The organism is Streptomyces sp. NBC_00102, from assembly GCF_026343115.1.
Lineage (GTDB): Bacteria > Actinomycetota > Actinomycetes > Streptomycetales > Streptomycetaceae > Streptomyces.
Map to the genome: position 1 here is coordinate 497,643 of NZ_JAPEMC010000002.1, position 25,052 is coordinate 522,694.

The following is a 25,052-nucleotide window of genomic DNA, read 5'->3' on the forward strand; positions in this document are numbered from 1 at the left end:
GCACACCTGGCCCAACCACGCGCGGGACCCGACGGACCGGCCCCGCGCACCCCGGCCGACACGCCCAGGAGAGACGACCACCGTGACACTGACCACCATCGATCCCACCCCCGCGCTCGTCGTGATCGACCTGCAGAAGGGCTTCCTCGACGGCGCCGAGCCCACGATCGCGGCCGTCGTCGAGCCCACGACCCGCCTCGTCACAGCCTTCCGCCGGCACGGCCTGCCCGTGGTTCTGGTCAACGTCACCGGGCGGGCCCCTGGGCGTACCGAGGGCGCACGGCCGGGCGCCGCCGTACCGTCGTCCCCCGGCTGGGCCGACCTGATCGACGAACTCGACGTCCGGCCGACCATCTGATCACCAAGCGGCGGCGCAGCGCGTTCCACGACACCGGGCTCGACACCCTCCTGCGGGATCTGGGCGTCACCCAGATCGTCCTCACCGGGATCTCGACGAGCGCGGGCGTCGAATCGACCGCGCGCTCGGCCTCCGATCACGGCTACCACGTCGTCCTCGCCACCGATGCCATGGCCGACCGGGTGGAAGGCGACCACCGCCACAGCGTGGAGCGTGTGTTCCCCAAGCTCGGCGAGACCGCCACCACCGCCGAGGTCCTCGCCATGATCGAGGCCACCCGATGACGCTGCTGGGCCGGCTCCTGCGCAACCGCCGAGCGGGCGAGACCCATCTGTCGTGGAACCTGCCGAACCTGCAGGGCCCCGGGCTGTTCACCCTCGCCAGCGAGGAGTTCGGCCCCGAAGGCCCCCTCGCCCGGACCCACTGCGCGAAGCACGTGGGCGGCGAGGACCTCTCCCCGCACCTGGAGTGGACCGCGCTCCCGCCCGGTACCGCGCAGCTCCTCCTGGTCGTGGAGGACGTCGACGTGCCCATGGCCAAGCCGGCGGTGCACTGCGTCGCGCTGATCGACCCGGCGACCGGACACCTCCCGCGCGGCGCCCTGGCCGCGAAACGGCCCGGCTCCGGAGTGCGCCCGCTGCGGTCCACCGTCGGACGCGGCTACCACGGCCCCGGGCCCATCAAGGGCCACGGACCGCACCGTTACGTCTTCCAGCTCTACGCCCTTGCCGCGCCCGTCGGCGACGTCCCGGGCGCCACGCCGGTGGATCGGGCGCGGCCCCGCGCCCTGCTGGCGGGCTTCACCGCGCCGGTCCTCGGCCGCGCCCGGCTCACCGGGGTCTACGAGCGCTGACCTCGGAAGCGGCCCGCGACGACGCAGACCCGCCCGCGGTCCAGGACCACGGGCGGGCGGCGGGGCTGTCGCGACGCGCGAGCGTCAGGAGCGGTACGCCTCCACTTCGGAGGCCTGGACGGCGGGCCAGGCCGTGTTCGCGGTACCGGTGACCCGCAGGTACCGGGGTGCGGAGCCGGCCGGCAGGGTCGCGGTCACCGTGTTGCCGGAGGCCGGGTCGAAGCGGTAGTCCTTCGACGCGGTCAGCGTGGTGAAGGCGGAGCCGTCTGCGCTGCCGAGCACCGTCAGCGTCTGGGTACGCGCCTCCCAGGACGACGGCAGCTTGAGGACGACCCGGCCCACGGTGGTCGCCGACCCCAGATCCACGGTCAGCGACTGCGGGAAGGACCGGTTGACGCTCTCCCAGTACGAGTTGGCGTCACCGTCGACGGCCTTCGCCGGGGCGTAGACGTCCGCGTACCCGGTCGCGGTGACGGGCCTGCCCAGGGCGAGGTTCCGTCCGGGGTCGGGGGTCGGACCGGTGGGTGTGGGTGTAGGAGTCGGGGTGGGTGTGGGTGTGGGTGTGGGCGTCGGGGTGGGTGTGGGCGTCGGGGTCGTGGAGCCGTGGTCGTAGTTGGCGGCCGGCCAGGGACCGCAGTAGGTCGCCGGGAGCTTGGTGTTCCAGCCGGAGTTGCCGGTGCCCTGGGTCAGCGCCAGCGAGGAGCCGAGGCAGCTGTAGACGGCGTCGGTGAACCCGATGTTGGTGGCGCGCACATTGGTCAGCGACAGCTGCGCCGGATCGTTGAACTGGAGCGCGAACGTTCCGGTTCCGTCGATGTTCACGTTGGTGAAGTTGACGTTCTTCGTCGTGCCGGAGACGAAGTGGATGGCGGCGTAGGAACTGTCCAGGATGTCGGTGTCGGTGACGTTGATCGTCGCCTTGTCGATCGGGCTGTTGCGGGCGTCGAACCAGACCGCGCCGATCGGGAAGGGCCAGCCGTAGTCCGTGTTCCCCGCCCGGATGGTGGTGTTGCGCGCGAGGGTGAAGGTGCCCTGGACATCGGTCCCCTGACCGGGTGAGACCCCGGGGAAGCGGTTGCCCACGTGCAGGGCGCCGCCGTTGGTGAGGCTCTCGGCGAGAACGTTGTCGGTGACGGAGATGTTCTTGCCGCCGTAGATCGCCACGTGGTTGGCGAGGATCGGGGCCACCACCGTGTTCCCGGTGAAGGCGTTGTCGGTGTCGGCCTTGGTGTCCGACCACATCGCCAGGCCGTCGTCACCCAGGTTGCGCAGGAAGGTGTTCTCCACGGACGAGTGGGTGACGCCCCAGTGGAAGTTCACTCCGTCCGCGGTCTGGTCCAGGATGCGGCTGTTGCGGATGTGGAAGTTGTCCATCGGCCCGTCCATCCACGCGCCGACCTTGGTGTGCTGCAGCCACACGTCGTCCACGACGGAATCGCTCATCGCGCCGCCGATCGCGTTGACCTGGTCCTCGTCCACCCGCTCGGTGATCTCGCCGATGATCGCGAAGTCCTTGAGTGTGACGTTCCGGCTCGGCCCGCCGGCCTCGTACGGGCGGACCCCGCCGCCGTAACCCCCGCCGGAGACGTACTTGCCGTAGATCCCCGCCGCCCGGCTCCGGTCGGTGGGGTGACGGCCGCCCAGCACGCTGTACCAGGGACCGGCGCCGCGCAGCGTGACCTGGTCGACGACCACGTGGTCGGTCAGCTTGAAGGTGCCCTGCGGGATCCACACCTCCTTGCCCTGCGCCTTCCCGGCGTCGACCGCCTGCTGGAAGGCGGAGGTGGAGTCCGCCGCGCCGCTCGCGTCGGCGCCGTAGTCGGTGACCGAGAGCGACCCGGACGGCCGGGTCACCGGGGCCGCGACCTGCTCGAAGTCGGCCAGGTCCACCACGGCCCACGGGGTGGCCGAGGTGGACGGAAGGGTGATGCGGACCTTCGAACCGGCGGCCAGGGTCTTCCCGAAGAGGGTCCGGGTCTCGTCGTAGAAGTGGTGCGGCTGACTGCCGGGCGTGTTGGTGAACGGGTAGGAGCCGTAGAACCAGCCGTACCTGGACGTGAAGTCCAGGTCCTTGAGCTTGGTCCCGTCCAGGCTGAGCGCGACCGGCGCGGTGATGCCCGTCCCCGCCGCGTTGTCCGGCACGGAGTAGCGCACCGTCATGGCGTTGGCCGGCTTGGTCAGGGTGAACTCGACGTACTCGCCCGGGGCGTCGAGCCGCACGGCGCGCCGGCCCGAGGCCTCGGAGGGAAGAGTGGTGTAGGTGCGGTCGGGGCCGATCGGTGAACCGGTGGTCGCGGCGTTCTCCGCCTCCAGCTCGGTGAACGGCACCTGGGCCCCGCGCCCCGCCACCGCGAACGGCGAGAGTACGGGCGCCTCGGCCGCCGCCGCGGAACCGGCGCCGCCCCCGGTGAGGGCGGCCACCGTCCCCAGGGCCACGGTGCAGGCGAGTGAGGCCAGCAGCGCGGTCAGGGACCGTCCACCGGGTGCGGCTCTTGTCACGCTCATGATCCATAACCTCCTGTGGGGGGACAGCTGGACGGCGGTGCGGCGACTGGATCAGGCCAGCAGCCACACCGCCGTGTCCTGGGGGAGACGGCCCCGCTCGTCCAGGGGGCCGCCGGCGAGCAGGACATCCGTGTGGGCGGGGAGCTCCGCCGGTTCCGCCGCCAGATTGACGACGCAGATCAGGCCCGGCCCGCGCCGGAAGGCGAGCACGCCCTCGTCGGAGGGGAGCCAGGTCAGCGGCTCGCTCCGGAAGGCGTCGGTGGTGCGCCGCAGCCGCAGCGCCTCCCGGTAGAGCGACAGCATCGAGCCCGGATCGCCGCTCTGGCGGTCCACGGCGTACGCCGGCCAGCCCTCGGGCTGCGGCAGCCACGGCTCCTGGCGTGAGCCGAACCCGCTGTACGGGGCGTCCGCGCTCCACGGCAGCGGCACCCGGCAGCCGTCCCGCCCCGGGTCCTTCCCGCCGGAACGGAAGTGCATCGGGTCCTGGATGCGGTCGAGGGGTACGTCCGCCTCGGGCAGCCCCAACTCCTCGCCCTGGTACAGATATGCGGCCCCGGGCAGCGCGAGCGTCAGGAGAGCCGCCGCGCGCGCCCGCCGCTCGCCGAGCGCCAGGTCCGTGGGCGTGCCGAAGGCCTTGGTCGCGAAGTCGAACCCGGTGTCCTCGCGGCCGTACCGGGTCACCGTCCGGGTCACGTCGTGGTTGCACAGCACCCAGGTGGCCGGGGCGCCGACCGGCGCGTGCTCGGCCAGGGTGTCGTCGATCGTCCGCCGCAGCCGCTCCGCCCGCCACGGGCACGCCAGGAAGTTGAAGTTGAAGGCGGTGTGCAGCTCGTCCGGGCGCAGATAGCGCGCGAAGCGCTCCGAGTCCGGCAGCCAGACCTCGCCCACGAAGACGCCCAGGTACTCGTCGGCGATGACCCGCCAGGAACGGTAGATGTCGTGCAACTCGTCCTGGTCGATGTACGGATGGGGGTCGACCCCCTCCACGAAGTCGGCGAGCGCAGGGTCCTTGGCGAGGAGTGCCGCCGAGTCGATCCGCACACCGGCCACCCCGCGCTCGAACCAGAAGCGCAGGATCTCCTCGTGCTCCCGACGGACCTCGGGATGAGCCCAGTTGAGGTCGGGCTGCTCGGGCGTGAAGAGGTGGAGGTACCACTCGCCGTCCGGCACCCGGGTCCAGGTGCGCCCGGAGAACTGCGAGGGCCAGTCGTTGGGCGGCAGTTCACCGTGCTCGCCCCGGCCGGGCCGGAAGTGGAACAACTTCCGCTCGGGGCTGCCCGGTCCGGCCTCCAGCGCGGCCCGGAACCACGCGTGCTGGTCCGAGACGTGGTTCGGCACGATGTCCACGATCACCCGGATGCCGGCCTCCCGGGCCTCGTCGATGAGCTTCTCCGCCTCGGCGAGCGTCCCGAAGGCCGGGTCGATGGTGCGGTAGTCGGCGACGTCGTAACCGCCGTCGACGAGCGGGGAGACGTACCACGGGGTGAACCAGATGGCGTCCACGCCAAGTTCGGCGAGGTACGGCAGCTTCGACCGGACGCCCGCGAGGTCCCCGGTACCGTCCCCGTCACCGTCGGCGAAGCTGCGTGGGTACACCTGGTAGATGGCGGCGCTGCGCCACCAGTCGTCGGTGCGTACCGGAAGAGGGGCTGCCACGTGAGGGTCCTTTCGGGCAGGGTCCGCCGCCGGCCGGACAGCGGGGCGTGCGGTTACGGCCGGCGGCGGAAGCTTCATGGAGAGAGGCGTCGTGCGAGGGGCGTCGGGCGGCCCGTGCGAACGGGCGGCGACCGACGAACGTGCGAGCCGTGCGGGCAGGCATGCGGCCAGGAAGGCAGGCGTGCGGGCAGGCGGCACCGGCTGCCCCGGACCGACCGGGGCAGCCGTGCGGGGTCAGCCCTTCAGACCGCCCGCGGTGAGGCCGCTCATGATGTTCCGCTGGAAGAGCAGGAAGATGAGCAGCGTCGGGAGGGACGCGATGGTGAGCGCGGCGATCAGCACGTTCTCCGGTACACCGTTGGAGAGCGAGTAGATGCCGACGTTCAGGGTCTGCATGGCCGGATCGGGCAGGGTGAGCATCGGCCAGAGGAAGTCCTTCCAGACTCCGACGACGGCGAAGATGGAGACCACCCCGAGGATCGGCCGGGAGATGGGCAGGACGATCGAGCGCAGGGTGCGCATGGGGGAGGCCCCGTCCATCGCCGCGGCGTCCAGCAACTCCTTCGGGATGGAGTCGAAGAACCGCTTCAGCAGGAAGATGTTGAAGGCGTTGGTCACCGACGGGAGCCAGATCGCCCACGGCGAGTTGAGCAGATTGCGCTCCACCAGGGGGACGTCCAGCACCGTGAGGTACTGCGGGACGACCAGCACCGTCGCCGGGATCATCAGGGTGGCGAGCATCATCCCGAGGATCGCCTTGCCGAAGACGGGCCGCAGCCGGGAGAGCGAGTAGGCCGCCGCGACGTCCAGCACGAGCTGGAAGGCCAGCGCCCCGAACGCGTAGTACAGGGTGTTGAAGAGCAGGCGGGAGAGGTCCATCACCTCCCAGGCGTGCGAGTAGTTGGAGGGAGTCAGCGTCGACGGGAAGAGCGTCGGCGGCGACTGCACCGCCTCCTGCGTGGACTTGAGGCCCCCGGACACCATCCAGTAGAGCGGTCCGAGGAAGACCAGCGTGAACAGGACCATGACGAGGCCGAAGACCACCCAGTAGACGGCTTTGCCCCGGGGCCTGGCCAGCTGGGCCGGCGAGATGAGCGTACGTGTGGACATCTGTCGTTTCCCCCGGGTCCTACTCGTCCTCGGCGCGGCTGAGCCTCACGTACACGGCCGACACACCGGCGAGCAGTACGAGGAGGACCAGGCCGAGCGCCGCCGCGGCGCCGTAGTTGTTGAAGTTGAAGGCGTATTGGTAGATCAGGTACACGACCGTGGTCGTCGATCCCTCGGGGCCCGCGCCGCCGGTGAGCAGGAAGGGCTCGACGAACACCTGCATCGTCGCGATGACCTGCATGAGCAGCAGCAGCGAGAGGATGAGCCGGGTCTGCGGGATGGTGACGTGCCAGACCTTGCGCAGCAGACCTGCCCCGTCCAGATCGGCGGCCTCGTAGAGCTCGCCGGGGATGCCCTGGAGCGCGGCGAGGTAGATGAGCGTCGCGCCGCCCATGTTCATCCAGGTCGCCGCGACCACGACCGAGAGCATCGAGGTGCTGGGATCCTGGAGCCACTGCTGGGCCGGTATCCCGAAGAAGCCGAGGAGTTGGTTGAGCAGGCCGTACCCGGGGTCGTAGAGGTACTTGAAGAGCAGCACCGAGGCGACCGGCGGGAGCATGACGGGGAGGTACACGAGGAGCCGCAGATAGCCCTGCGCGTGCCGGAACTCGTTGAGCACCACCGCGACCACGAACGGGACGGCGAAGCCCAGGACCAGCGCGAGCACGGTGAAGAGCAGGGTGTTGCGCCAGGCCTGCCAGAACGCCGGGTCGTTGAAGACGGTGTTCAGGTTGTCCAGACCCGCCCAGGTGGTCTGTCCGTCCTCGGTCTTCTGGAAGGCGAGGAAGAACTCCCGCACCATCGGGTACCAGGAGAAGAGGCCGAAGCAGATCACGGCGCCGATCAGGAAGCCGTGCGCGGTGAGGTTACGGCGAAGGGCCCGGGCGAAGGCACCGCCGGTGAGACTCGTGCCTTCGCCGTGGTGCCGGGACGGGCGGGGCGTCTTCGCCGCCGTCTTGGGGATGGTGGGGGCCGACATCGTCGCCGCCTCCTCGGTGCAGTGGTGCCGGAACGCGGTCCGGGCGCGGACGGGGGTGCGGGGGGCCGGCGGGGCCGGCCCCCGTGCCCGGTTACTGGATGGCCAGGACCTGGTTGACCTGCTTCTCCGCGTCGGAGAGAAGCTTGTCGACGTCGGCGTTCTTGTTGGTCAGGAGGCCGGACATCACGTTGTCCAGGACCTTGTAGACCTCCTGGGCCTTCGGCGGCTCGGCCTTGCCGGGGACCGGGTTGTCCACGAACGTCTTGAAGTTGGCGACCGGCATGGTGGCGAACTGGGTGCGTGCGGCGTCGTCCGTGGTCTTCGAGCCGTTCAGCCAGAAGTTGGGCTGGGGAACACCGACGGGCAGCTTGTCGGCCTTGGTGCGCTCCCAGTTGAACTGGCCCTTGCCGACGCTCAGGTTCTTGAAGTTCAGCCAGGCGATGGCGGCCTTGATCTTGTCGGCCGAAATCCCCTTCTTGATCATGTAGTTGTTGCCGCCGGCCAGGGTGTTCTTCTCGCCGGGGATCGGGCCCATCCCGAAGTTCTCGTAACTGGCGCCGAGTTGCTGCACCATGTACGCGATGTCGTCGGGCGCGGCGAGGAACATGCCCAGCTTGTCGGTGGCGATCTGCTTCTGCAGGTCGCCCCACTTCAGCAGCTGGGTCTTGCCCATGCTGTCGTCCTGCCAGCGCATGGCCTTGATGTTCTCGGCGACCTGCTTGCCCAGGTCGTTGTTGAACGCGGCCTTGGTGCCGCTCGCGTCGACGACCTCGCCGCCGATGCTGTACATCTGGGCGGTGAAGTGCCAGCCGCCGGTGTTGCCGGCGCTGTACTCGCCGAAGCCCGAGATGCCCTTGCCCAGACCGGCGATCTTCTTCGCGGCGGTACGGACCTCCGCCCAGGTGCGCGGCGGGGCGTCGGGGTCGAGGCCGGCCTGCTGGAAGAGCTTGCGGTTGACGAGCAGGCCCATGGTGTAGTTGCTGGTGGGCAGCCCGTACAGCTTGCCGTCCTGCTTGAGCGAGTTGAGGACGTTCGGGTCGATGTCCGCCAGCGCGGGCACGCTCTTGTCGGTGACGTACGCGGTGATGTCCTCGGCGCCGTCGTTGTCGAGCACCTGCGGCAGGTCGGTGAAGTACGTGTAGAACACGTCCGGCTGGGACTTCGCCTTCAGCATGGCCGTGAAGCGCGGCGGCTCCAGACACTGGCCGGCGGTGGACCGCCCCTCGATCGTGACGTTCGGGTAGGCCTTGTTGAACTCGGCGACGTCCTCCTTCCACTCCTTGAGCTCGGCCGCCTTCGCCGTGGGCGGCATGCAGTCGATGGTGATCGTCACCTTGGTCTTCGGGTCCAGCGGCGCGGCCGGGTCGGCCGACGTGCTGCCGCCGCCGTCCTTCTGGCCGCCGTCGTTGTCGCTGCTGCTGCTCGTACCGCAAGCCGCGAGCGCGGTGAGCGCCAGTGCGGAGACAAGGGCGACCGCGCCTGCGCGGCTTCTACGGCGGAACGCGGCTCTACTCATGGGTGGTCCCCCTCGGGCATGTGCGTGGACGTCGCCCCACCGCCGATGCGTTGTGGGGCGCCGCACACTCAACCACCGGGAACAGAAGGGCGCAATATCTAGCGCCGATCTCGTAATTGTTTGACAGATGAATGAATGCCGGTGGGCGGAGTGAGGGGGTGCCCGACCTGCGAGCGCGGTACGAGGGGTGGCGCGCAACGCAAAACGCCGCGCGGCGCCCGCCCCGGGGAGGGGACGGGCGCCGCGCGGCGCCGGAGTGGGCGGTCCTACCGCGGGGCCTGGGCCGTCGATCCGCGCACCACCAGTTCGGGCTCGAAGAGCAGCTCGCCGTGGTGCACCTCGCCGCCCTGGATCTGGGCGCAGAGCAGCTCGACCACCGCGCGGCCCATCGCCTCGATGGGCTGGCGCACGGTGGTCAGCGGCGGCTCCGTGCAGTTCATGAAGGCGGAGTCGTCGTAACCGACCACGGACACCCCGTCCGGCACGGAGATCCCGCGCCGGCGGGCCGCCCTCACCGCACCCAGGGCCAGCGGGTCGCTCGCGCAGATGATGCCGGTGGCGCCCCGGTCCAGCAGCCGTGAGGCAGCCGCCTGGCCGCCCTCCAGGGAGAACATGGTCCGCTCGACGAACTCCGCCGTCAGCTCCTGCCCGTTGGCCTGTGCGGTTGCCCGGGCCGCCGCCAGCTTGCGCCGCGAGGGGAGGTGGTCGGCCGGGCCCAGCACCAGGCCGATCCGTTCGTGGCCCAGCGAGGCGAGATGGCGCCACGCCTGCTCGACGGCGACGCCGTCGTCGCACGAGATGCAGGGGAAGTCGAGATTCTCTATGGGGGCGTTGATGAGGACCACCGGGATCTTCCGCTCCGCGAGCCGCCGGTAGTGCTCGTGCTCCGCGTCCGCCTGGGCGAAGAGCCCGCCGGCGAAGACGACCCCGGAGACCTGCTGCTGGAGCAGCAGGTCCACGTAGTCCGCCTCGGAGACGCCGCCCTTGGTCTGGGTGCACAGCACCGGCGTGAGTCCCTGCTGCGCGAGAGCGCCGCCGATGACCTCCGCGAAGGCCGGGAAGATCGGATTCTGGAGCTCGGGCAGCACCAGGCCCACCAGCCGGGCCCGTTCGCCGCGCAGCTGGCTCGGCCGCTCGTAGCCGAGCACGTCCAGTGCGGTGAGCACCGACTGCCGGGTCGCCTGGGAGACCCCGGGCTTGCCGTTGAGGACCCGGCTGACCGTGGCCTCGCTGACACCCACCTTCTTCGCTACCTGAGCAAGTCTTCGCGTCATGGACGCAAGACTAACGCAATCTGCGCAAGCAGCTTGCGTCGATCGTGCGGGCCGTCGTGGCGGTCGGTCCACCCCGCCACGACGGCCCGCACATCCTGCCGATCCACTCCCTACGGGTTGACGTTGATCTTGAAGGTGGAGGTGGTGTTCCGGGTGTCCACCGCGTTGTTGGAGAACCTCAGGCCGTTGAAGGTGACCTCACCGACCGCGGGACCCTGCCCCGACTCGGGCAGCTCGTTCGCCCAGAGACCGAAGCCGGACTTCGCGTCGAAGGCGTCCCCGCTCTTGCGGGCGCCCGAGATCGAGATGTCCGTGAAGATGGTGTCCTTGATCGGGAACTGCGGCTGTCCACCGACATAGTTGGTCTGGAACATCACCCCGCTGTAGGTCGGGTCCACGATGTCCACGTGGCTCACCCTGATCCCCTGGAACACCTTCGAGGCGGAGAACACCCAGATGGCCGGGAAGGTCTGCGACCCCCAGAAGTGGCCACCCGTGCGCACCAGGGAGATGTTCTCCAGGGCGGTGGGCCCGGTGCCGAAGCCGTTCATCGGATACCCGAAGTCCAGCGAGGAGATGGTGATCCCCGCGTAGACCAGAGTGTCCGCGACCCGCAGGTTGCGGAAGGTGTTGTCGTAACCGCCGTACACGGCGATGCCCGCCGCCCGCCAGGTGAGGAGCGAGGTCAGGTTCTCGAAGACGTTGTTCTTCATGTCCGCCCCGCCGGCGTCGATCGCCGAGAAGAGCGCGAAGCTGTCGTCACCGGTCGCCCGCGACTCGTTGTTGGACACGAGGTTGTCCGTCGAGCCGTTGGTCATGTTGATGCCGTCGGCGAACGTGTCCCGGATACGGGAGTTCTTGATGGTCATCCGGTCCGTGTTGGCGCCCCAGTACATGCACACCATGTGCTCGACCCAGACGTCGTCGATCACGATGTCCGAGACGCCCGCGAAGTCGAACACCTTGCCCGGACCGTCGATCCGCGAGGTGTAGTTGCCGAAGTAGGCGAAGCCCGAGAACGACGATCCGTTCGCCGTCGAGTCCGCGCGGAACCCGATGTCGGTGTTCTCCTGCCCGGACGGTCCCTGGAACGTGGTGAACCAGGGCCCCGCGCCGACCACCTTCACGGCCTTCCCGTACACCTGGAACTTGCTGGCGGTCTGGTAGTCGCCCGTCGGCAGGTAGACGCCGACCAGCTTGCCGGTGGTGTCCATCCGCACCCGGTCCAGGGCGTTCTGGACGTCCTGGTGGGTGAATCCGGCCGGCACCGCGTAGGCCGCCGGGTCGGGGTTGGCGACGGCCGTCGCCTGCTCCAGGCTGACGAAGTCGATCGCGTACGTGGAGGTGTTCGCGGCGTCCTTCTGCAGCCGGATCTTGGCTCCCGCCGGCACGGTCTCACCGAGCAGGAGGTGCGCCTCGTCGTAGATGTGCCGGGGCCCGCCCGCCGAGGGGGAGTTGCCGGGGCCCGCCTCGGCGCCGTACAGCCAGGCGTACCGGGAGGTCAGCGGGAGCGCCTTCTTCAGGACACCGTTCACGTAGACGTCGATCGTGGAGTCGATGCCCCCGCCGCCCGGTGCGTCGGGGATGGAGAACCGGGTCACCAGCGTGTTGGTGGCCGCCCGGGTGGTGAACTCGACGTACTCGCCGGTCGCGTCCAGGTTCACGGCCTTGCGGCCGGACGCCTCACCGGCGATGTCGCCCACCGTGCGGTTGGGACCGACCACCTGCGCGCCGCCCCCGGTCGTGGCGTCCTCCGCCTCGTACGTGTCGTACGGCATGTCGGCGCCCCGGCCGACGAACAGGGGCTGCGTGGAGACGTTGTTCGTCCGCTTCACCGGCAGCTCGTTGGCGTCGTCGGCGAGCGTCACCTTCACGGTGTACGAGCCGTCGGCCGCCGTCCACGGCCCGAGCTTCACCGAGGCGGCGGTCGCTCCCGCCGCGATGGTCCCGCTGAACGCGCCCGTCAGGGTCTTCACGGTCGCGTTGTTCGAGTCGAGCACGGCGAGCGTCACCCCGTGGCTCCCGCTCGCCGAGGCGATGGAGCCCTGGTTCTTGATCGACACGTCGAAGGTCACCGCGTCACCGGCCGAGGGGCTGGAGGGCGAGGTGCTCAGCGAGGCGACCAGGTCGGAGCTGGAGACCGGCTTCACCACGAGGGGATCGGTGCGGTTGTAGGTGTTGTTCGACTCGTTCTGCTCGATCACCTCGCCCGCCGGGTCCACCACCGCGCCCAGCGGGTAACTCCCCGCCTCACGCGTGCCGATCGAGGCGCTGACCGTGGTCGACGCCCCGGCCGCGAGCGCGCCGACCGACGCGGTGGCGACCTTGGAACCGCCGAGGAGCAGGTCCACCTTGGTGGCGGCCGAAGCGACCGCGCCGCTGTTGCGCACCGTGGCACCGAGGGTGATCGTGTCCGACTCCACCGGGGCGGCGGGCGTGGACGTCACACCGGTGACTTCGAGGTCCGGGTTCGGCGCCGGTACCCCGATCACCTGGAACTCCGCCACCTGACCCGCCGAAGAGCCGGAGTTGGCGGTGAACTTCAGCTGTACGTCGGCGACCCGGCCGGAGACCGGCACGGTGACGCTGTTCCCGCTCGCCGGGTCGAAGGAGTAGCTCTTCGCGGCGACCAGGCTGGTGAAGGAGCTCGCGCTCTGCTCCCGTCCGAGCACCTCGATGGTCTGCGTCCGGGCCCCCCACGCGCTGTCCGGGTTGAGCTTCAGCACCAGGCTGCTCAGGTCGGCGTTGGAACCCAGCTGCACGGCCAGGGTGTTGGGGTAACTGCCCCCGGCGCCCTCCCAGTAGGTCGTCACGCTGTTGTCGTTGGCGTTCGTCGCGACGTAGGTGTGCACGTACGAGGACGCGGTGATCGGCTTGGACACCGCGAGGTTGGAGCCGGTGGTCCCCGAACCGTTGCGGGTCACGGAGTTACTCGCGGTGGACTGGTTGCCCGCCGCGTCCTTCGCCCGGACCACGTAGGTGACCGTGGCCGAGGCCGGCTGCGTGTCGGTGTACGTGGTCACCGAGCCGCCGACACTGCCCCGCAGGGTGTTGTTGGCGTAGATGTCGTAGCCGGTGACGGCGGTGTTGTCGGTGGAGGCGTTCCAGACCAGCTTGATCTGGCCGCTCGCCGGCTCGGTGAGCACCAGCCCGGAGGGGGCCGTCGGCGCCGTGGTGTCCCCGCCGCTCGCCTGCCGGGTGACGGTGTTGCTGTTGCCCGACTGGTTCCCGGCCGCATCCTTGGCCCGTACGTAGTACGAGACGGTCTGGTTCGCGGGCCGGTTGTCGGTGAACGTGGTCACCCCGCCCGCGACGCTGGTCAGCAGGGCGTTGTTGGCGTAGATGTCGTAGCCGGTGACGGCGGTGTTGTCGGTGGAGGCGTTCCAGGTCAGCTTGATCTGACCGCTCGCGGGCTCGGTGAGGGCGAGACCGCTCGGTGCGGACGGAGCCTGGGTGTCACCCGTCTCCGGGCCGTACACCTCGAACTCGGACACCTGGGCGCCCGGTTGCACGCTGTTCGCGGTGAACAGGGCGCGTACGTAACGAGTGGTGGTGGCGTCGAAGGAGACCGTCACCGTCTGGCCGCCCGCTTGGTCGAAGCTGTACGCCTGCGAGGCGGTGAGATCCGTGAAGGCCGAATTGTTCGTGCTGCCCTGGATCTTCAGCGTCTGGCTGCGGGGTCCCCAGCTGTCCGGCAGCTTCAGGACCACCCGGTCGACCCGTACGGCGGAACCGAGGTCCGCCTGGATCCACTGCGGGAACGCGTTGTTGGCGCTCTCCCAGTACGTCGACTTGTTGCCGTCGTTGGCGTTGGACGCCGGATACACGTCGGTGTGGCTGCTCTCCGACATGGTGCGCCCGCTCGCCAGGTTCACCGAGGAGGCGGCGGCGATCTTCACCTCGAGCTCGGAGAGCTGGGCGGCGTCGGCGACGGAGTTGTCCGTGACCGCGATCCGTACGTAACGGGCTTTGGTGGCAGGGTAGTTCACCGTGACCGCGTTGGCCTGTCCCGGACTGAAGGCGTAGGTCGCGGAGCTCTTCAGCGTGGTGAAGCTCGTGCCGTCGGTGCTGCCCTGGACGGCGAGGGTCTGGGTCCGGCTCGCCCAGCCGGCCGGGAGCTTCAGCACGACCCCGTCCGTCCGGACGGTGGAACCCAAGTCGGTCTGCACCCACTGGGGTTGGTCGCCGTTCGCGCTCTGCCAGTAGGTGCCCTGGTCGCCGTCGGTGATGACGGCGGCCGTGTTCTTCGCCCGTGCGCTGCTCGCCTTGGCCGGCAGGCCCGAGGCCGCGTTCGGCCCCGAGGCCGCCACGGCGGTCATCGCGGGCCATCCGACGGTCAGCAGGCTGGTGACGACCACTGCGGACAGACCGCGCGCTCTCCAGCGTTTCGCTCTCATGAATCCCCGATCCCTCGGCCTCACCCCTGACGGAGGCGAGGCACGGCTCAGTCGATGTGCAGGGAGGATTGAATTTATGCGTCATGCACTACATCTTTTGCGAGGAGCGGTCAGAGGGTTGCAGATATATGGAGGCTCGTCTACCGGTCCCGTAGGTACCAATTGCATGGAGGGATCGACGGGTTGAGTCGACACCCGCTGCCATCAGGGGGTTTCGTGAGCGCTGTCGGTAAATGCAAGTTCGCCGCAAGCGATGGAAGCCAGTTGCGTTTTTGCGCAAGGCGGTCCGGCCGTGGACACGCCGATGCCCCGGACCTCGGCGCGTGGGAACGCGGCGGTCCGGGGCATCGGCGGAAGGGCGGAGGCGGGGGCTGAAGCGCGAGCGGGAGGGCCCCGGCCCCCGGGGTCACCAGTCGTGGACGGTGCCGTCCTGGAGGCGGTTGACCGGCAGATAGGCGGGCTCGTACGGGTGGGCGGCGGCCAGCTCCTCGTCGAGCTCCACGCCGATGCCGGGAGCCTCGCCCGGGTGCAGGTGCCCGTCGGTGAACGTGTAGGCGTGCCGGAACACCTCCCCGGTGAGCGCCGAGTGCCCCGAGTACTCCTGGATGCCGAAGTTGTGCACGGCGAGGTCCAGGTGGACGGCCGCAGCCAGGCCAACCGGGGAGATGTCCTCGGGCCCGTGCGTCGCGGCCTTGACCTGGTACTGCGCGGCGAAGTCGAAGAGCTTGCGCAACGGGGTGACCCCGCCGAAGTGGGTGACCGCCGAACGCGCGTAGTCGATCAGCCGCTCGGTGATCAGCGCCTGGTAGTCGTGGACGGTGTTGAAGACCTCGCCCACCGCGAGCGGGGTGGTCGTGTGATGGCGGATCAGGCGGAACGCGTCCTGGTTCTCCGCGGGCGTGCAGTCCTCCAGCCAGAACGGGCGGTACGGCTCCAGGTCCTTGCCGAGCCGGGCCGCCTGGATCGGGGTGAGCCGGTGGTGGGCGTCGTGGAGCAGCGGCAGCTCGGCGCCGAACTCCGCGCGTACCGCCTCGAAGACCGCCGGGACGTGCCGCAGATAGGCATCGGTGTCCCAGTCCTCCACCAGCGGCCTGGTCTGCTGGTGGAGCACGGCGGTGCCGTTGTCGTCCGTGGTGTGCACCCCGTAGACCGCCTTCAGGCCCGGCACTCCGGTCTGGATGCGGACCGCCCTGTACCCCTCGGCGAGGCGGGCCCGGACGGAGTCGAGCAGCTCCGGGATGCCGGCGCCGTTGGCGTGGCCGTAGGTGCGGACCCGGTCACGGCTCGCGCCGCCGAGGAGCTGGTAGAGCGGGAGACCGGCGGCCTTGGCCTTGATGTCCCAGAGCGCCACGTCCACGGCGGCTATCGCGGCCATGGTGACCGGCCCGCGCCGCCAGTAGGCGCCGCGGTACAGGTACTGCCAGGTGTCCTCGATACGGTGCGGGTCGAGCCCGACGAGCAGCGGCAGCACATGGTCCTGGAGGTAGCCGACGACCGCGAGTTCCCTGCCGTTGAGCGTGGCGTCGCCGAGTCCGGTGAGCCCTTCGTCGGTCGTCAGCTTCAGCGTGACGAAGTTGCGTCCGGGACTGGTGACGATCAACTTCGCGTCGACGATCTTCATGCGCGTGCTCTCTCCGGTGCTGGGCAGGGCTGTGCGATACCGGGCGGAGCCGTCGGTGACGGCCTGCCCTGCCGGTATTCCATCAGCCCCGTCGCAGGCGCCGTGCCCGGGCCTCCCTTCCGCGGTTCCGTACGCACCCGTGCGCGGTGGCCCGGTCCGACGGGCCCGGCCACCGCGCCGCGGTTCACCCCGTGTACTGCGCGAACACGCGGGTGTAGTCCCATGCCTGCTGGCTGACGTCCGAGCAGGTGTCCGCGCCGCCGCCGGTGCAGGGCCGGTCGCGGTTGACCGACCAGAAGGTCAGCCGCGCCAGATGGTGCTGTTGGGCGTAGGCGAGGATGGTGCGGAAGTCGGCCACCGTCACGGTCTCGTTGTCGTCGGTGAGGCCGTTCATGGAGGAGATGCCGATCGACCGGTACGTCTGGTCGTCGGTGTATCCGTAGGCGCTCTTCACCGCGTTCTTCAGGCCCTCGGCGGCCTGGAGGGTGAGCGTGCCCATGTTCTGGCCCGCACCGCCGAAGTCGAAGGGCATGATCGTCCAGCTGTCGACGGTCAGTCCCGAGGATGCGGCCCGGTTGATCAGCGAACTGTCCGGACCGCTCTGGCCGGTGCCGAAGGTGACGTACACCTTGATGCCCGGGTTGTTGGCCTTGACCGTCTTGAGCGCGTCCACCGTGCGCTGCTGCACGGTGCCGTTGCTGTAGGCGTCGGCCTCGATGTCGATGTCGATCGCCTTGAGGCCGTACGCGTTGATGACCTTCTGGTACGCGGCGGCCAGCTCACCCGCGCTGGAGCAGGAGCTCTCCAGCTTGTTGCCGCTCCAGCCGCCGAACGACGGGATGACGTCACCGCCCGCCGCGCGCACGGTGTTGATGGTCTGCTGGTCGACGCCGCCCGCCAGGGCGCGCGAGCCGTCCCACTGCGGGTTGCAGTAGCCGTTGCTCAGGACGAACGCCAGGGTGAACCACTTGACCCCGGTCGCGTTCATCACGGTCGTCGGACTCGGCGGGCTGCCCCACCCGTTGTAGAGGTACGGGGCCACGGCCATGGTCCCGGCCGGGGCGGGATTACCGCCTCCCGAGGGGGCCGTCCACTTCTGGTTGGCGGTGCCGGAGCAGGTCCAGAGCTGGAGCCGGGTGCTGTTCGCCGAGGAGTTGCCGGTGGCGTCCACGCACTTGTTCGCCTGCGGGTTCACGATGTCCCGGGCGGCGGAGACCGACCACTTCTGGTTGGCGCTTCCGGCGCAGTCCCAGATCTGGAGCTGGGCGCCGTCGGCGGTGCCGTTGTCCTTGACGTCGAGGCACTTGCCGAGGGCCCGGAGGGTGCCGTCGCTGTTGACGCTCCACTGTTGTGCGGCGCTGCCGTTGCAGTCGTAGAGCTGGACGGCGGTGCCGTTCGCCGAGGAGGCGCCGGCGACGTCGACGCACTTGCCGCCGATGCCGGTGATGGTGCCGGTCGCGGTCACCGCCGCCTGCGCGGTGGCGGGCAGAGAGACCAGTGAGGCCCCCGCCGCGAGGAGGAGTGCGGCGGGCAGGGCCAGGGAGCGGACCCGGCGGCGGTGCGATGCGGTGGGGGTGTTCACGCGGCGTTCACCGTCCACTTCTGGTTGGCGGTGCCGGAGCAGGTCCAGAGCTGGAGCCGGGTGCCGTTCGCCGAGGAGTTGCCCGTGGCGTCCATGCACTTGTTCGACTGGATGCCGACGATGTCCTTGGCCGCAGGGGTGGCCCATTTCTGCGCGGCCGTTCCGTTGCAGTCCCAGAGCTGGAGGAGCGTGCCGTCGGCGGTGCCGGCGTCCTTGGCGTCGAGGCACTTGCCGAGGGCGCGGATGGTGCCGTCGGAGTTGACCGTCCACTTCTGGGCGGCGCTGCCGTTGCAGTCGTACAGCTGCACGGCGGTGCCGTTCGCGGTCGAGGCGCTCGCCACGTCGACGCACTTGCCGCCGATGCCCGTGATCGAACCGCCGCCGGCCGGGGGCGGAGTCGTGCCGCCGTCACTGGTGGTGACGTGCACGTAGTCGACGACGAGCTGGCCGGGGAACGGGGTGGAGCCGTCGGGGTCGCCGGGCCAGTAGCCGCCGACCGCGAGGTTCAGGATGATGAAGAAGGGCTTGTTGAACACCCAGCTGTTGCCGCCCAGATCGGCGGGGGTGCGCGTCTGGTAGACGTTTCCGTCGACCGACCAGGTGATCGAGTTGGGGGCCCAGTCGACCGCGAAGGTGTGGAAAGCGTCGGCGAAGGCCTGACCGCCGGGCAGGGAGTAGCCCGCGCCGATGCCCGCCGATCCGGAGTACCCGGGGCCGTGGATGGTCCCGTGGACCGCGCCCGGCTCGAAGCCGACGTTCTCCATGATGTCGATCTCGCCGCTGTTGGGCCAGCCGACGCTGCCCAGGTCCGCGCCGAGCATCCAGAACGCCGGCCACATGCCCTGGCCGCGCGGGATCTTCATCCGGGTCTCCACGTGCCCGTACGTCGACGTGAACTTGCCCGAGGTGTTCAGCCGCGCCGAGGTGTACTGGCAGGTGCCGTACCAGCACTGGTAGTTGGCGGGATTCTCCTTGCGGGCGGTGATGACCAGATTGCCCTGGCCGTCCAGCTGGGCGTTCTTCGCCCCCGCCGTGTAGTACTGCCGCTCGTGGTTGTTGACGTTGTCGCCGGTCTCCGTCTGCCACTTGCTCGCGTCGGGCGCGGACCCGGCCGCACCGTTGAAGTCGTCGGAGAAGGTCGTGGTGGCCGCGGCTGCGGTGGCGGCGCCCTGGGCGGTCGCGGGTGCGGCTCCGGCCGGAGTGGCCAGGAGTACGCCGGAACAGGCCAGCAGGGACGCGACGTACAGCGCCAGTCGGCGCCTCACGGGTGTTCGCACGATCATCACATCACTTCGCGTGGGGGGCAGTTCGTCATGTCCATGACAGATTGCGACGCGACGGGTCGCGGCGTGACGGATCAGGGCATGGCGGATTGCGGTGTGGACCGGCACTCGGAGGGGTCAATGCCGATTGTTAATTCACTACTTGATTTAAGTGAGGGGAAGAGGGGGCGTCAAGGTGCTGGTACAGACCTTCTGTCGGCTTCCAACGATGGATTTCCGGGTGGCCCGTTCACGTTGTGAAGGGGTGAGGTCTTCCGGGGGGCGCATGAACAGTGTGGCGGACCTTGCGCGACGTGACGGACGGGCCGGATGCGGCGCGGTCCCCGTGCGTCGCTCCGTGTCGCGGCGACCGGGTTCGAGCGAGGCGCTGAAATTCGGTCGCCAGTGCGGGCCGTCATACCAGAGCGGGACGGATGGCGGGCAAGTTCGACAACTGGCGCTCACACCCGCCGCGTCGGCGACTACCGTGTGTGCTCAGTGATCAACGATGGGCTCATGTTCTTCGAGCCCGTCCGGTTGATCCGGAGCCTGACCGACCCCCTTTGGTGCCACCGCATGAACGATTCCGGGTGCCCCACGTACCGAGGACGCTGATGTCTCAACTTCGCGCACCAGAAGCGCGACCGGATCGCCGAGAGAGCGGGCGGCACGGCCGCCCGGCGGGCCGTCCCCAGACCGCTGCCGCCGCCAAGCCCCGCACCGTGCAGCCGGCGTCGGAACTGCGGATACGCGGTCAGATGGTGCGGGCGGCCCTGCTGCCGACCGTGGCCGCCCTGCTGAGCGGTGCCGCCGCGGTCATCTTCACCGTACGGGCCTCCGGGGTGCGTCCCTCCGGCAGTCTGCTCGCCGCCCTCGGCGGGTCCGGAGCGCTGGCCGTGACGGCCGTCGTGGCCGCGTGCATCGCGGCCCGGCGGGTCGCGGCCGGGCTGCTCGACCGCGCCCAGGCGCTCCGCCGGACCAACGCCCGGGGCCAGGCCGAGCTGCAGCGGACGCTGGAACAGCTCCGCGCCGGGGAGCAACTGCCCGCCCGCCGGACTCCGCAGCCCGCCGCCCCGGAGGCGGACGCCTTCGACCTGCTGGGACAGGAGATCGCACGCTCGCAGGAGGCCGCCGTGGCGGCCGTGGGGCAGGCGTCCCAGCTCTTCAGCAGCGCGGGCAACGAACAGAAGGTCGAGGTCTTCGTCAACCTCGCGCGCCGCCTTCAGTCCTTGGTGCATCGCGAGATTCAGATTCTCGACGAACTCGAACACGAGGTGGAGGACCCCGACCTCCTCAAGGGCCTTTTCCACGTCGACCATCTGGCGACCCGCATCCGCCGCCACGCCGAGAACCTCGCGGTGCTCGGCGGCGCCGTGTCCCGCCGGCAGTGGTCCAACCCGGTCACTCTCACCGAGGTGCTGCGCTCCGCCATCGCGGAGGTGGAGCAGTACCCGCGGGTCAAGCTGGTCCCGCCGATCGAGGGCACCCTGCGCGGACACGCCGTCGCCGACGTGATCCACCTGGTGGCCGAACTCGTCGAGAACGCCACGGTGTTCTCCGCCCCGCACACCCAGGTCCTGCTGCGCGTCCAGCCCGTCACCGCGGGCTTCGCGCTGGAGGTGGAGGACCGCGGGCTCGGCATGCCGGGCCAGGAGCAGAGCAGGATGAACGCCCTGCTGGCCGACCCCGACCAGGTCAACGTCGCCCACCTGCTCCAGGACGGCCGCATCGGGCTGTTCGTCGTCTCCGCACTGGCCCGCCGCCACGGCATCGCGGTGCGCCTGGAGAGCAACATCTACGGGGGAACCCAAGCCGTACTCGTCCTCCCGCAGGTGCTGCTCGGCACCGAGAGTGACACCACCACCCCGCCCGAGGGCGTCCCTGTGCCCCCGCCCGGCGCCGTGCACCGGCCGCCGGTCCAGGACTCCGGTCCCCGTACCCGTCCGGCACCCGCCCTCCCCGGGGACCCGGACCGTGCGGGGCGGCCGCCCCAGGAGCAGCTCCCGCCGGCGGCGGACCGGACGGGGACCCCGTACTCCGCGGATTCGCCGTACGCGAGGCGCTCGCCGCACGAGCAGCTCCCGTCCACACCGCAGGACCAGCTCCGGCCCGTGGCGGGACGGCTCCGGCCTCCCGGCGCGGAGACGGGAGCGCCCGGCGCCCCGGCCGCGGGGAGCCCGCAGCCGCCGCGTCAGATCCGCCGCGAGGCCCAGGGCCCGCCGCTGCCGCAGCGCACCTCGGAGCGGTCTGCGCCGACGGAGAGCCACCCCGCACCCGCCGGGTACGCCGCGTACCCCGAGCCGCAGCCCGAGCCCCCGGCGCGCCCCGAACTGCCCCGCCGCACCAACCAGGAGAACTTGGTGCCGCAGCTGCGTCAGGCACCGGTGCGCCGTGTTCCGGACGAGCACGCGGTGCACGACCCGGGTCTCGTCGCCGCCTTCCGGCGCGGCATCGACCTGGCGGAAGCCAGGTCGGCACAGGACGCGGAGCAGCCGGCCGCCGCCGGTGACGCCCCCGCGCCCGTATCGGGCCAGGGACCGTCGCCCCAGGGGACGGGGCAGGGCCTCCCGCCGGGAGCCGGGCCGGGCGAGGCGCCCGGTGTCGCGGCACCGGGACACGTCGTACCGGGGTCCACGGCGCCGGGGTCCACGACTCTGGGGACCACCTTGCCGGGGTCCACGGCGCCGGGCCCCACCCTGCCGGGGACCACCGCGCCGGGACCCGTAGCGGTGGACCCCGGTTCCACAGCGCCGGGGTTCGCCCCGTACGGCGGTCCGGCCGCGCCCCCGGTACGCCGCCTCACCCCGCTGCCCGTACGCGCGCCGGCCGCACCGGCCGAGAGGCGGATCCCGGGCAGTCCCGAGTTCCGTCACCAGAACCCCGACGGCCGTCACGAGAACCCCGACCCTCGTCACCAGAACACCTACAAGGAGTAGATGCACCATGCCGAGCGAAATGACGTCCGGTCAGGTCGCCGACCTGGACTGGCTGTTGAGCGGTCTCGTCCAGCGTGTTCCGTACACGCGCAGTGCCGTCCTGCTGTCCGCGGACGGCCTGGTGAAGTCGGTCCACGGCATGGACTCCGACAGCGCGGACCACATGGCCGCCCTCGCGGCGGGGCTCTACTCGCTGGGCCGCAGCGCCGGGGCCAGGTTCGGGGACAACGGCGACGTGCGGCAGGTCGTGGTCGAACTCGACTCGACCCTGCTCTTCGTCTCCACCGCCGGTTCGGGCACCTGTCTCGCGGTCCTCGCAGGCCGCGAAGCCGACGCCGCGGTCCTCGGGTACGAGATGACCATGCTGGTCAAGAGCGTGCGACCGTATCTGGCCACCCCGGCACGGCACATGGCGGGGACACCGTTCACCCCGGGGCTGTGACGGTGCGGGCCCAGGAGGGGCCGCTGCTCGACGCCGAGGCCGGCCGGCTCGTCCGTCCGTACACCGTCAGCAGCGGCCGGACCCGGCCGACGACCGAACTCGACCTGCTCTCGCTGATCATGGCGACCGGCAGGAAACCGCAGGCCCACCTGGGCCACGAACACACCGTGACGCTCGGGCTCTGCGAGGGCCCCACCTCCGTCGCCGAGGTGGCCGCGCACCTGCGGCTGCCCGCGACGGTCGCCAAGGTCCTCGTCTCCGACCTGGTGGACTGCGGGGCCGTCACCGCGCACGCCCCCGCCTTCCAGGACATGCCCACCGACCGAACCCTGCTGGAGGCAGTGCTCGATGGTCTACGACGACAACTCTGACAGCACCGCCCGCCCCGCGCCCTTCCCCGTGGCCCTCAAGGTCCTGGTCGCGGGTGGGTTCGGGGTCGGCAAGACGACGTTCGTGGGCGCCGTCAGCGAAATCGCCCCACTGAGCACGGAGGAACTGCTGACCCAGGTCGGCGTGGGTACGGACAACCTCGACGGGATCGAGTCCAAGCGGGCCACCACGGTGGCCATGGACTTCGGCCGGCTCACCCTCTCCGACCAGCACGTCCTCTACCTCTTCGGCACCCCCGGCCAGGAACGTTTCTGGTTCATGTGGGACGAGCTGTCGCAGGGCGCCCTCGGCGCGGTGGTGCTGGCCGACACCCGGCGCCTCGAAGAGTGCTTCGCCGCCGTCGACTTCTTCGAACGCAGGGGCATCGGCTTCATCGTCGCCGTCAACGAGTTCGACGGTGCCTACCGGTACGCCCCCGACGAGGTCCGGTCCGCCCTGGACCTCCCGCCGGGCGTCCCGGTCGTGCTCTGCGACGCCAGGATCGCCAGCTCCGGCACGGGCGCGCTGGTGACGCTCCTCCAGCACCTCATCAACGCCACCCCGGCCCCGGCGCCGGCCCCGCTCCAGACGTACGGAGCGCACCCGTGACCGGCAGGCAGCTGCTCACGCCGGTCGACCACGGAGGCTCCGCCCGGGCGGCCCGGCTCCGCCGGCTCGGCCTGGGGGAGCGGCCGGACACGACCTTCGACAACTTCGACGACTTCGCGGACCGGGTCGCCGCGGTGACGGCCAGCCCCTTCTCCATGGTCAACTTCATCGACGAGAACCGGCAGTTCTTCGCCGGGCTGCACACACCCGCGGGCAACCAGTCGGGCGGCGACCTCGGATCCGCCGCCGCGCGCAGCAACCGGAGCGACCGCTTCATGGCCCGCGACCACGGCTACTGCCCGCATGTCCTGGTCCGGCGCAAGGCCCTGGTGCTGGACGACGTCTGCGACTACCCGCGCTTCGCCGGGAACCCGGTCGTGGACGGCATAGGGATTCGGGCCTACCTCGGCGCCCCGCTCATCGACGGGACGGGCGTCGCGCTCGGCACCGTCTGCGCCGTCGACACGGTCCCCCGGCCGTGGGGGAGGGCGGGGCTCGTGACCATCAAGGCGCTCGCCCAGGAGCTGATGGGCCACATCGACCGCAGGGAGCTGCCCCGCCGCTGAGCGAACGGACGAAGGCGGGGCAGTGGCTACAGGCGCGCTCCGTCAGCCGCGCAGGAAGTCGGAGATGCGGCTCCGGAGCCCCGCGGCGTCGAGCCCGTGCGCCGCGATGTGCTCGTCCCGCTGTCCGTAACGGCGGAGCTCGGCACGCCCCACGCCCAGGCCCAGCACCCGGTGCGGCAGGTCGAGCAACGCCTCCGCGGCGGCCGCCGAGGAGGTCCCGGCGAGGTACGGCTCCACGAGCACCACGTCGGCGGTGGACGCGCCCACCGCCCTGCGCAGCCCGGCGGAGTCGAAGGGCCGCACGGTGGTCGCGTACAGCACCGTCGCATCCAGCCCCTCCGTCGCGTCCAGCACGTCGTCCAGCGTCGGTCCCACCGCGACGACGACGCCCCGGGAGCCCTCGCGCACGGTGAGGAAGCCGGAGCCGTTCACCGGCATGGCCCGCCGGTTCGACTGCAGCGACAACCGCAGGTAGACCCGGTCGTCCCCGGCGGCGGCCCGCCGCAGCAGCGCCTCCGCCTCGTCCGGGTGGCCCGGGACCCGCACGCTCCAGCCGTCGAGCGTGTCCATGAGCGCCACGTCACCGGGCGACATGTGGGTGAAGCCTGCGGCGGGGAAGTCGTAGGACGCCCCGGAGCTCACCAGCACCCCGGCCACGCCCTGGTGCCCGAAGTCGAGCTTCACCTGCTCGAAGGGGCGCTCGACCAGGAAGCTCGCGAAGGTGTGGACGATCGGCCGCATTCCGGTCAGGGCCATCCCGGCGCCCGCGCCGATCAGCAGCTGCTCGCGGATACCGACGTTGACGACCCGGTCGGGATGGCTCCGCGCGGCCTTCTCGAAGCCGTCGCGGCTGATTTCCGCCAGTACGAGGGAGAGGCGCGCATCCCGGTCCAGGAGTTCGGTGGTGATGGCGATGAAGCGGTCGCGCATGGTGTCCACGGAGAGTCCTTCGATCGTTGCTGTTCGTGACGAGTGAGGGGGGTTGCGGTCTCGCCGCGGCGAGAAGGAAGAAGGGGC

Annotated in this window: 17 protein-coding genes and 1 pseudogene; 7 read left to right on the top strand and 11 right to left on the bottom strand. The window is 70.5% G+C overall.

Annotated elements, in window-relative coordinates:
• Positions 1-82 precede the first annotated feature (82 nt).
• Together OHA55_RS29690 and OHA55_RS29695 are read left to right on the top strand one after the other, a co-directional pair.
• A pseudogene (locus OHA55_RS29690) lies at positions 83-642 on the top strand (cysteine hydrolase family protein).
• Positions 639-1,211 (top strand): YbhB/YbcL family Raf kinase inhibitor-like protein, encoded by a 573-nt coding sequence (locus OHA55_RS29695; RefSeq protein ID WP_266712112.1) that lies wholly within the window; start codon positions 639-641, stop codon positions 1,209-1,211. The pseudogene OHA55_RS29690 and the gene OHA55_RS29695 overlap by 4 nt, the downstream one beginning before the upstream one ends.
• 84 nt (positions 1,212-1,295) lie before the next feature.
• Here OHA55_RS29695 and OHA55_RS29700 read toward each other — a convergent pair whose 3' ends face one another.
• The 10 genes from OHA55_RS29700 to OHA55_RS29745 form a co-directional block, all read right to left on the bottom strand.
• A complete protein-coding gene (locus tag OHA55_RS29700) occupies positions 1,296-3,716 on the bottom strand; it encodes a discoidin domain-containing protein (RefSeq protein ID WP_266712113.1) in 2,421 nt (806 codons plus the stop codon).
• Positions 3,717-3,767: 51 nt separating this feature from the next.
• The gene (locus OHA55_RS29705) at positions 3,768-5,372 is read right to left on the bottom strand and encodes a glycoside hydrolase family 13 protein (RefSeq protein WP_266712114.1); all 1,605 of its coding nucleotides are present in this window, start codon (positions 5,370-5,372) and stop codon (positions 3,768-3,770) included.
• A gap of 234 nt (positions 5,373-5,606) precedes the next feature.
• Entirely contained in the window at positions 5,607-6,482 is an 876-nt protein-coding gene (locus OHA55_RS29710) for a carbohydrate ABC transporter permease (RefSeq protein ID WP_266712115.1), read from the bottom strand.
• Between the two features lie 19 nt (positions 6,483-6,501).
• Positions 6,502-7,461, bottom strand: a complete 960-nt coding sequence (locus OHA55_RS29715) for a carbohydrate ABC transporter permease (protein ID WP_266712116.1) — start codon at positions 7,459-7,461, stop codon at positions 6,502-6,504.
• A 91-nt stretch (positions 7,462-7,552) separates the two neighbouring features.
• Positions 7,553-8,977, bottom strand: a complete 1,425-nt coding sequence (locus OHA55_RS29720) for an extracellular solute-binding protein (RefSeq protein ID WP_266712117.1) — start codon at positions 8,975-8,977, stop codon at positions 7,553-7,555.
• Between the two features lie 266 nt (positions 8,978-9,243).
• A complete protein-coding gene (locus OHA55_RS29725) occupies positions 9,244-10,251 on the bottom strand; it encodes a LacI family DNA-binding transcriptional regulator (protein WP_266712118.1) in 1,008 nt (335 codons plus the stop codon).
• 110 nt (positions 10,252-10,361) lie between these two features.
• Entirely contained in the window at positions 10,362-14,648 is a 4,287-nt protein-coding gene (locus OHA55_RS29730) for a discoidin domain-containing protein (protein ID WP_266712120.1), read from the bottom strand.
• A 406-nt stretch (positions 14,649-15,054) separates the two neighbouring features.
• Positions 15,055-16,269, bottom strand: coding sequence for a D-mannonate dehydratase ManD (gene manD, locus OHA55_RS29735; protein ID WP_266712122.1), 1,215 nt, complete (start codon positions 16,267-16,269; stop codon positions 15,055-15,057).
• A 184-nt stretch (positions 16,270-16,453) separates the two neighbouring features.
• Positions 16,454-17,809, bottom strand: coding sequence for a ricin-type beta-trefoil lectin domain protein (locus OHA55_RS29740; RefSeq protein WP_266712492.1), 1,356 nt, complete (start codon positions 17,807-17,809; stop codon positions 16,454-16,456).
• 38 nt (positions 17,810-17,847) lie between these two features.
• Entirely contained in the window at positions 17,848-19,128 is a 1,281-nt protein-coding gene (locus OHA55_RS29745; RefSeq protein ID WP_266712124.1) for a family 16 glycosylhydrolase, read from the bottom strand.
• A gap of 599 nt (positions 19,129-19,727) precedes the next feature.
• On the opposite strand from OHA55_RS29745, the gene OHA55_RS29750 reads away from it, so the two are divergent.
• Genes OHA55_RS29750 through OHA55_RS29770 form a run of 5 tightly spaced genes read left to right on the top strand, consistent with a single transcriptional unit; the run spans position 19,728 to position 24,035 of the window.
• On the top strand, positions 19,728-22,049 hold the full coding sequence (locus OHA55_RS29750) for a sensor histidine kinase KdpD (protein WP_266712126.1): 2,322 nt from the start codon (positions 19,728-19,730) through the stop codon (positions 22,047-22,049).
• A 7-nt stretch (positions 22,050-22,056) separates the two neighbouring features.
• Positions 22,057-22,491, top strand: coding sequence for a roadblock/LC7 domain-containing protein (locus tag OHA55_RS29755; protein WP_266712128.1), 435 nt, complete (start codon positions 22,057-22,059; stop codon positions 22,489-22,491).
• A 2-nt stretch (positions 22,492-22,493) separates the two neighbouring features.
• The gene (locus tag OHA55_RS29760; RefSeq protein WP_266712494.1) at positions 22,494-22,862 is read left to right on the top strand and encodes a DUF742 domain-containing protein; all 369 of its coding nucleotides are present in this window, start codon (positions 22,494-22,496) and stop codon (positions 22,860-22,862) included.
• On the top strand, positions 22,840-23,469 hold the full coding sequence (locus OHA55_RS29765) for an ATP/GTP-binding protein (protein ID WP_266712130.1): 630 nt from the start codon (positions 22,840-22,842) through the stop codon (positions 23,467-23,469). Before OHA55_RS29760 ends, OHA55_RS29765 begins: the two co-directional genes overlap by 23 nt.
• Positions 23,466-24,035 carry a GAF domain-containing protein gene (locus OHA55_RS29770; protein WP_266712132.1) on the top strand — a complete coding sequence of 190 codons (570 nt, stop codon included), beginning with the start codon at positions 23,466-23,468 and terminating at the stop codon, positions 24,033-24,035. Before OHA55_RS29765 ends, OHA55_RS29770 begins: the two co-directional genes overlap by 4 nt.
• A gap of 42 nt (positions 24,036-24,077) precedes the next feature.
• Here OHA55_RS29770 and OHA55_RS29775 read toward each other — a convergent pair whose 3' ends face one another.
• Entirely contained in the window at positions 24,078-24,974 is an 897-nt protein-coding gene (locus tag OHA55_RS29775) for a transketolase family protein (protein ID WP_266712134.1), read from the bottom strand.
• Positions 24,975-25,052 lie beyond the last annotated feature (78 nt).

Coding starts and splice junctions, on each gene's coding strand:
- OHA55_RS29695 (WP_266712112.1), top strand. CDS start 639: ATGACGCTGCTGGGCCGGCTCCTGCGCAACCGCCGAGCGGGCGAGACC.
- OHA55_RS29700 (WP_266712113.1), bottom strand. CDS start 3,716: ATGAGCGTGACAAGAGCCGCACCCGGTGGACGGTCCCTGACCGCGCTG.
- OHA55_RS29710 (WP_266712115.1), bottom strand. CDS start 6,482: ATGTCCACACGTACGCTCATCTCGCCGGCCCAGCTGGCCAGGCCCCGG.
- OHA55_RS29715 (WP_266712116.1), bottom strand. CDS start 7,461: ATGTCGGCCCCCACCATCCCCAAGACGGCGGCGAAGACGCCCCGCCCG.
- OHA55_RS29720 (WP_266712117.1), bottom strand. CDS start 8,977: ATGAGTAGAGCCGCGTTCCGCCGTAGAAGCCGCGCAGGCGCGGTCGCC.
- OHA55_RS29725 (WP_266712118.1), bottom strand. CDS start 10,251: ATGACGCGAAGACTTGCTCAGGTAGCGAAGAAGGTGGGTGTCAGCGAG.
- OHA55_RS29730 (WP_266712120.1), bottom strand. CDS start 14,648: ATGAGAGCGAAACGCTGGAGAGCGCGCGGTCTGTCCGCAGTGGTCGTC.
- manD (WP_266712122.1), bottom strand. CDS start 16,269: ATGAAGATCGTCGACGCGAAGTTGATCGTCACCAGTCCCGGACGCAAC.
- OHA55_RS29750 (WP_266712126.1), top strand. CDS start 19,728: ATGTCTCAACTTCGCGCACCAGAAGCGCGACCGGATCGCCGAGAGAGC.
- OHA55_RS29755 (WP_266712128.1), top strand. CDS start 22,057: ATGCCGAGCGAAATGACGTCCGGTCAGGTCGCCGACCTGGACTGGCTG.
- OHA55_RS29765 (WP_266712130.1), top strand. CDS start 22,840: ATGGTCTACGACGACAACTCTGACAGCACCGCCCGCCCCGCGCCCTTC.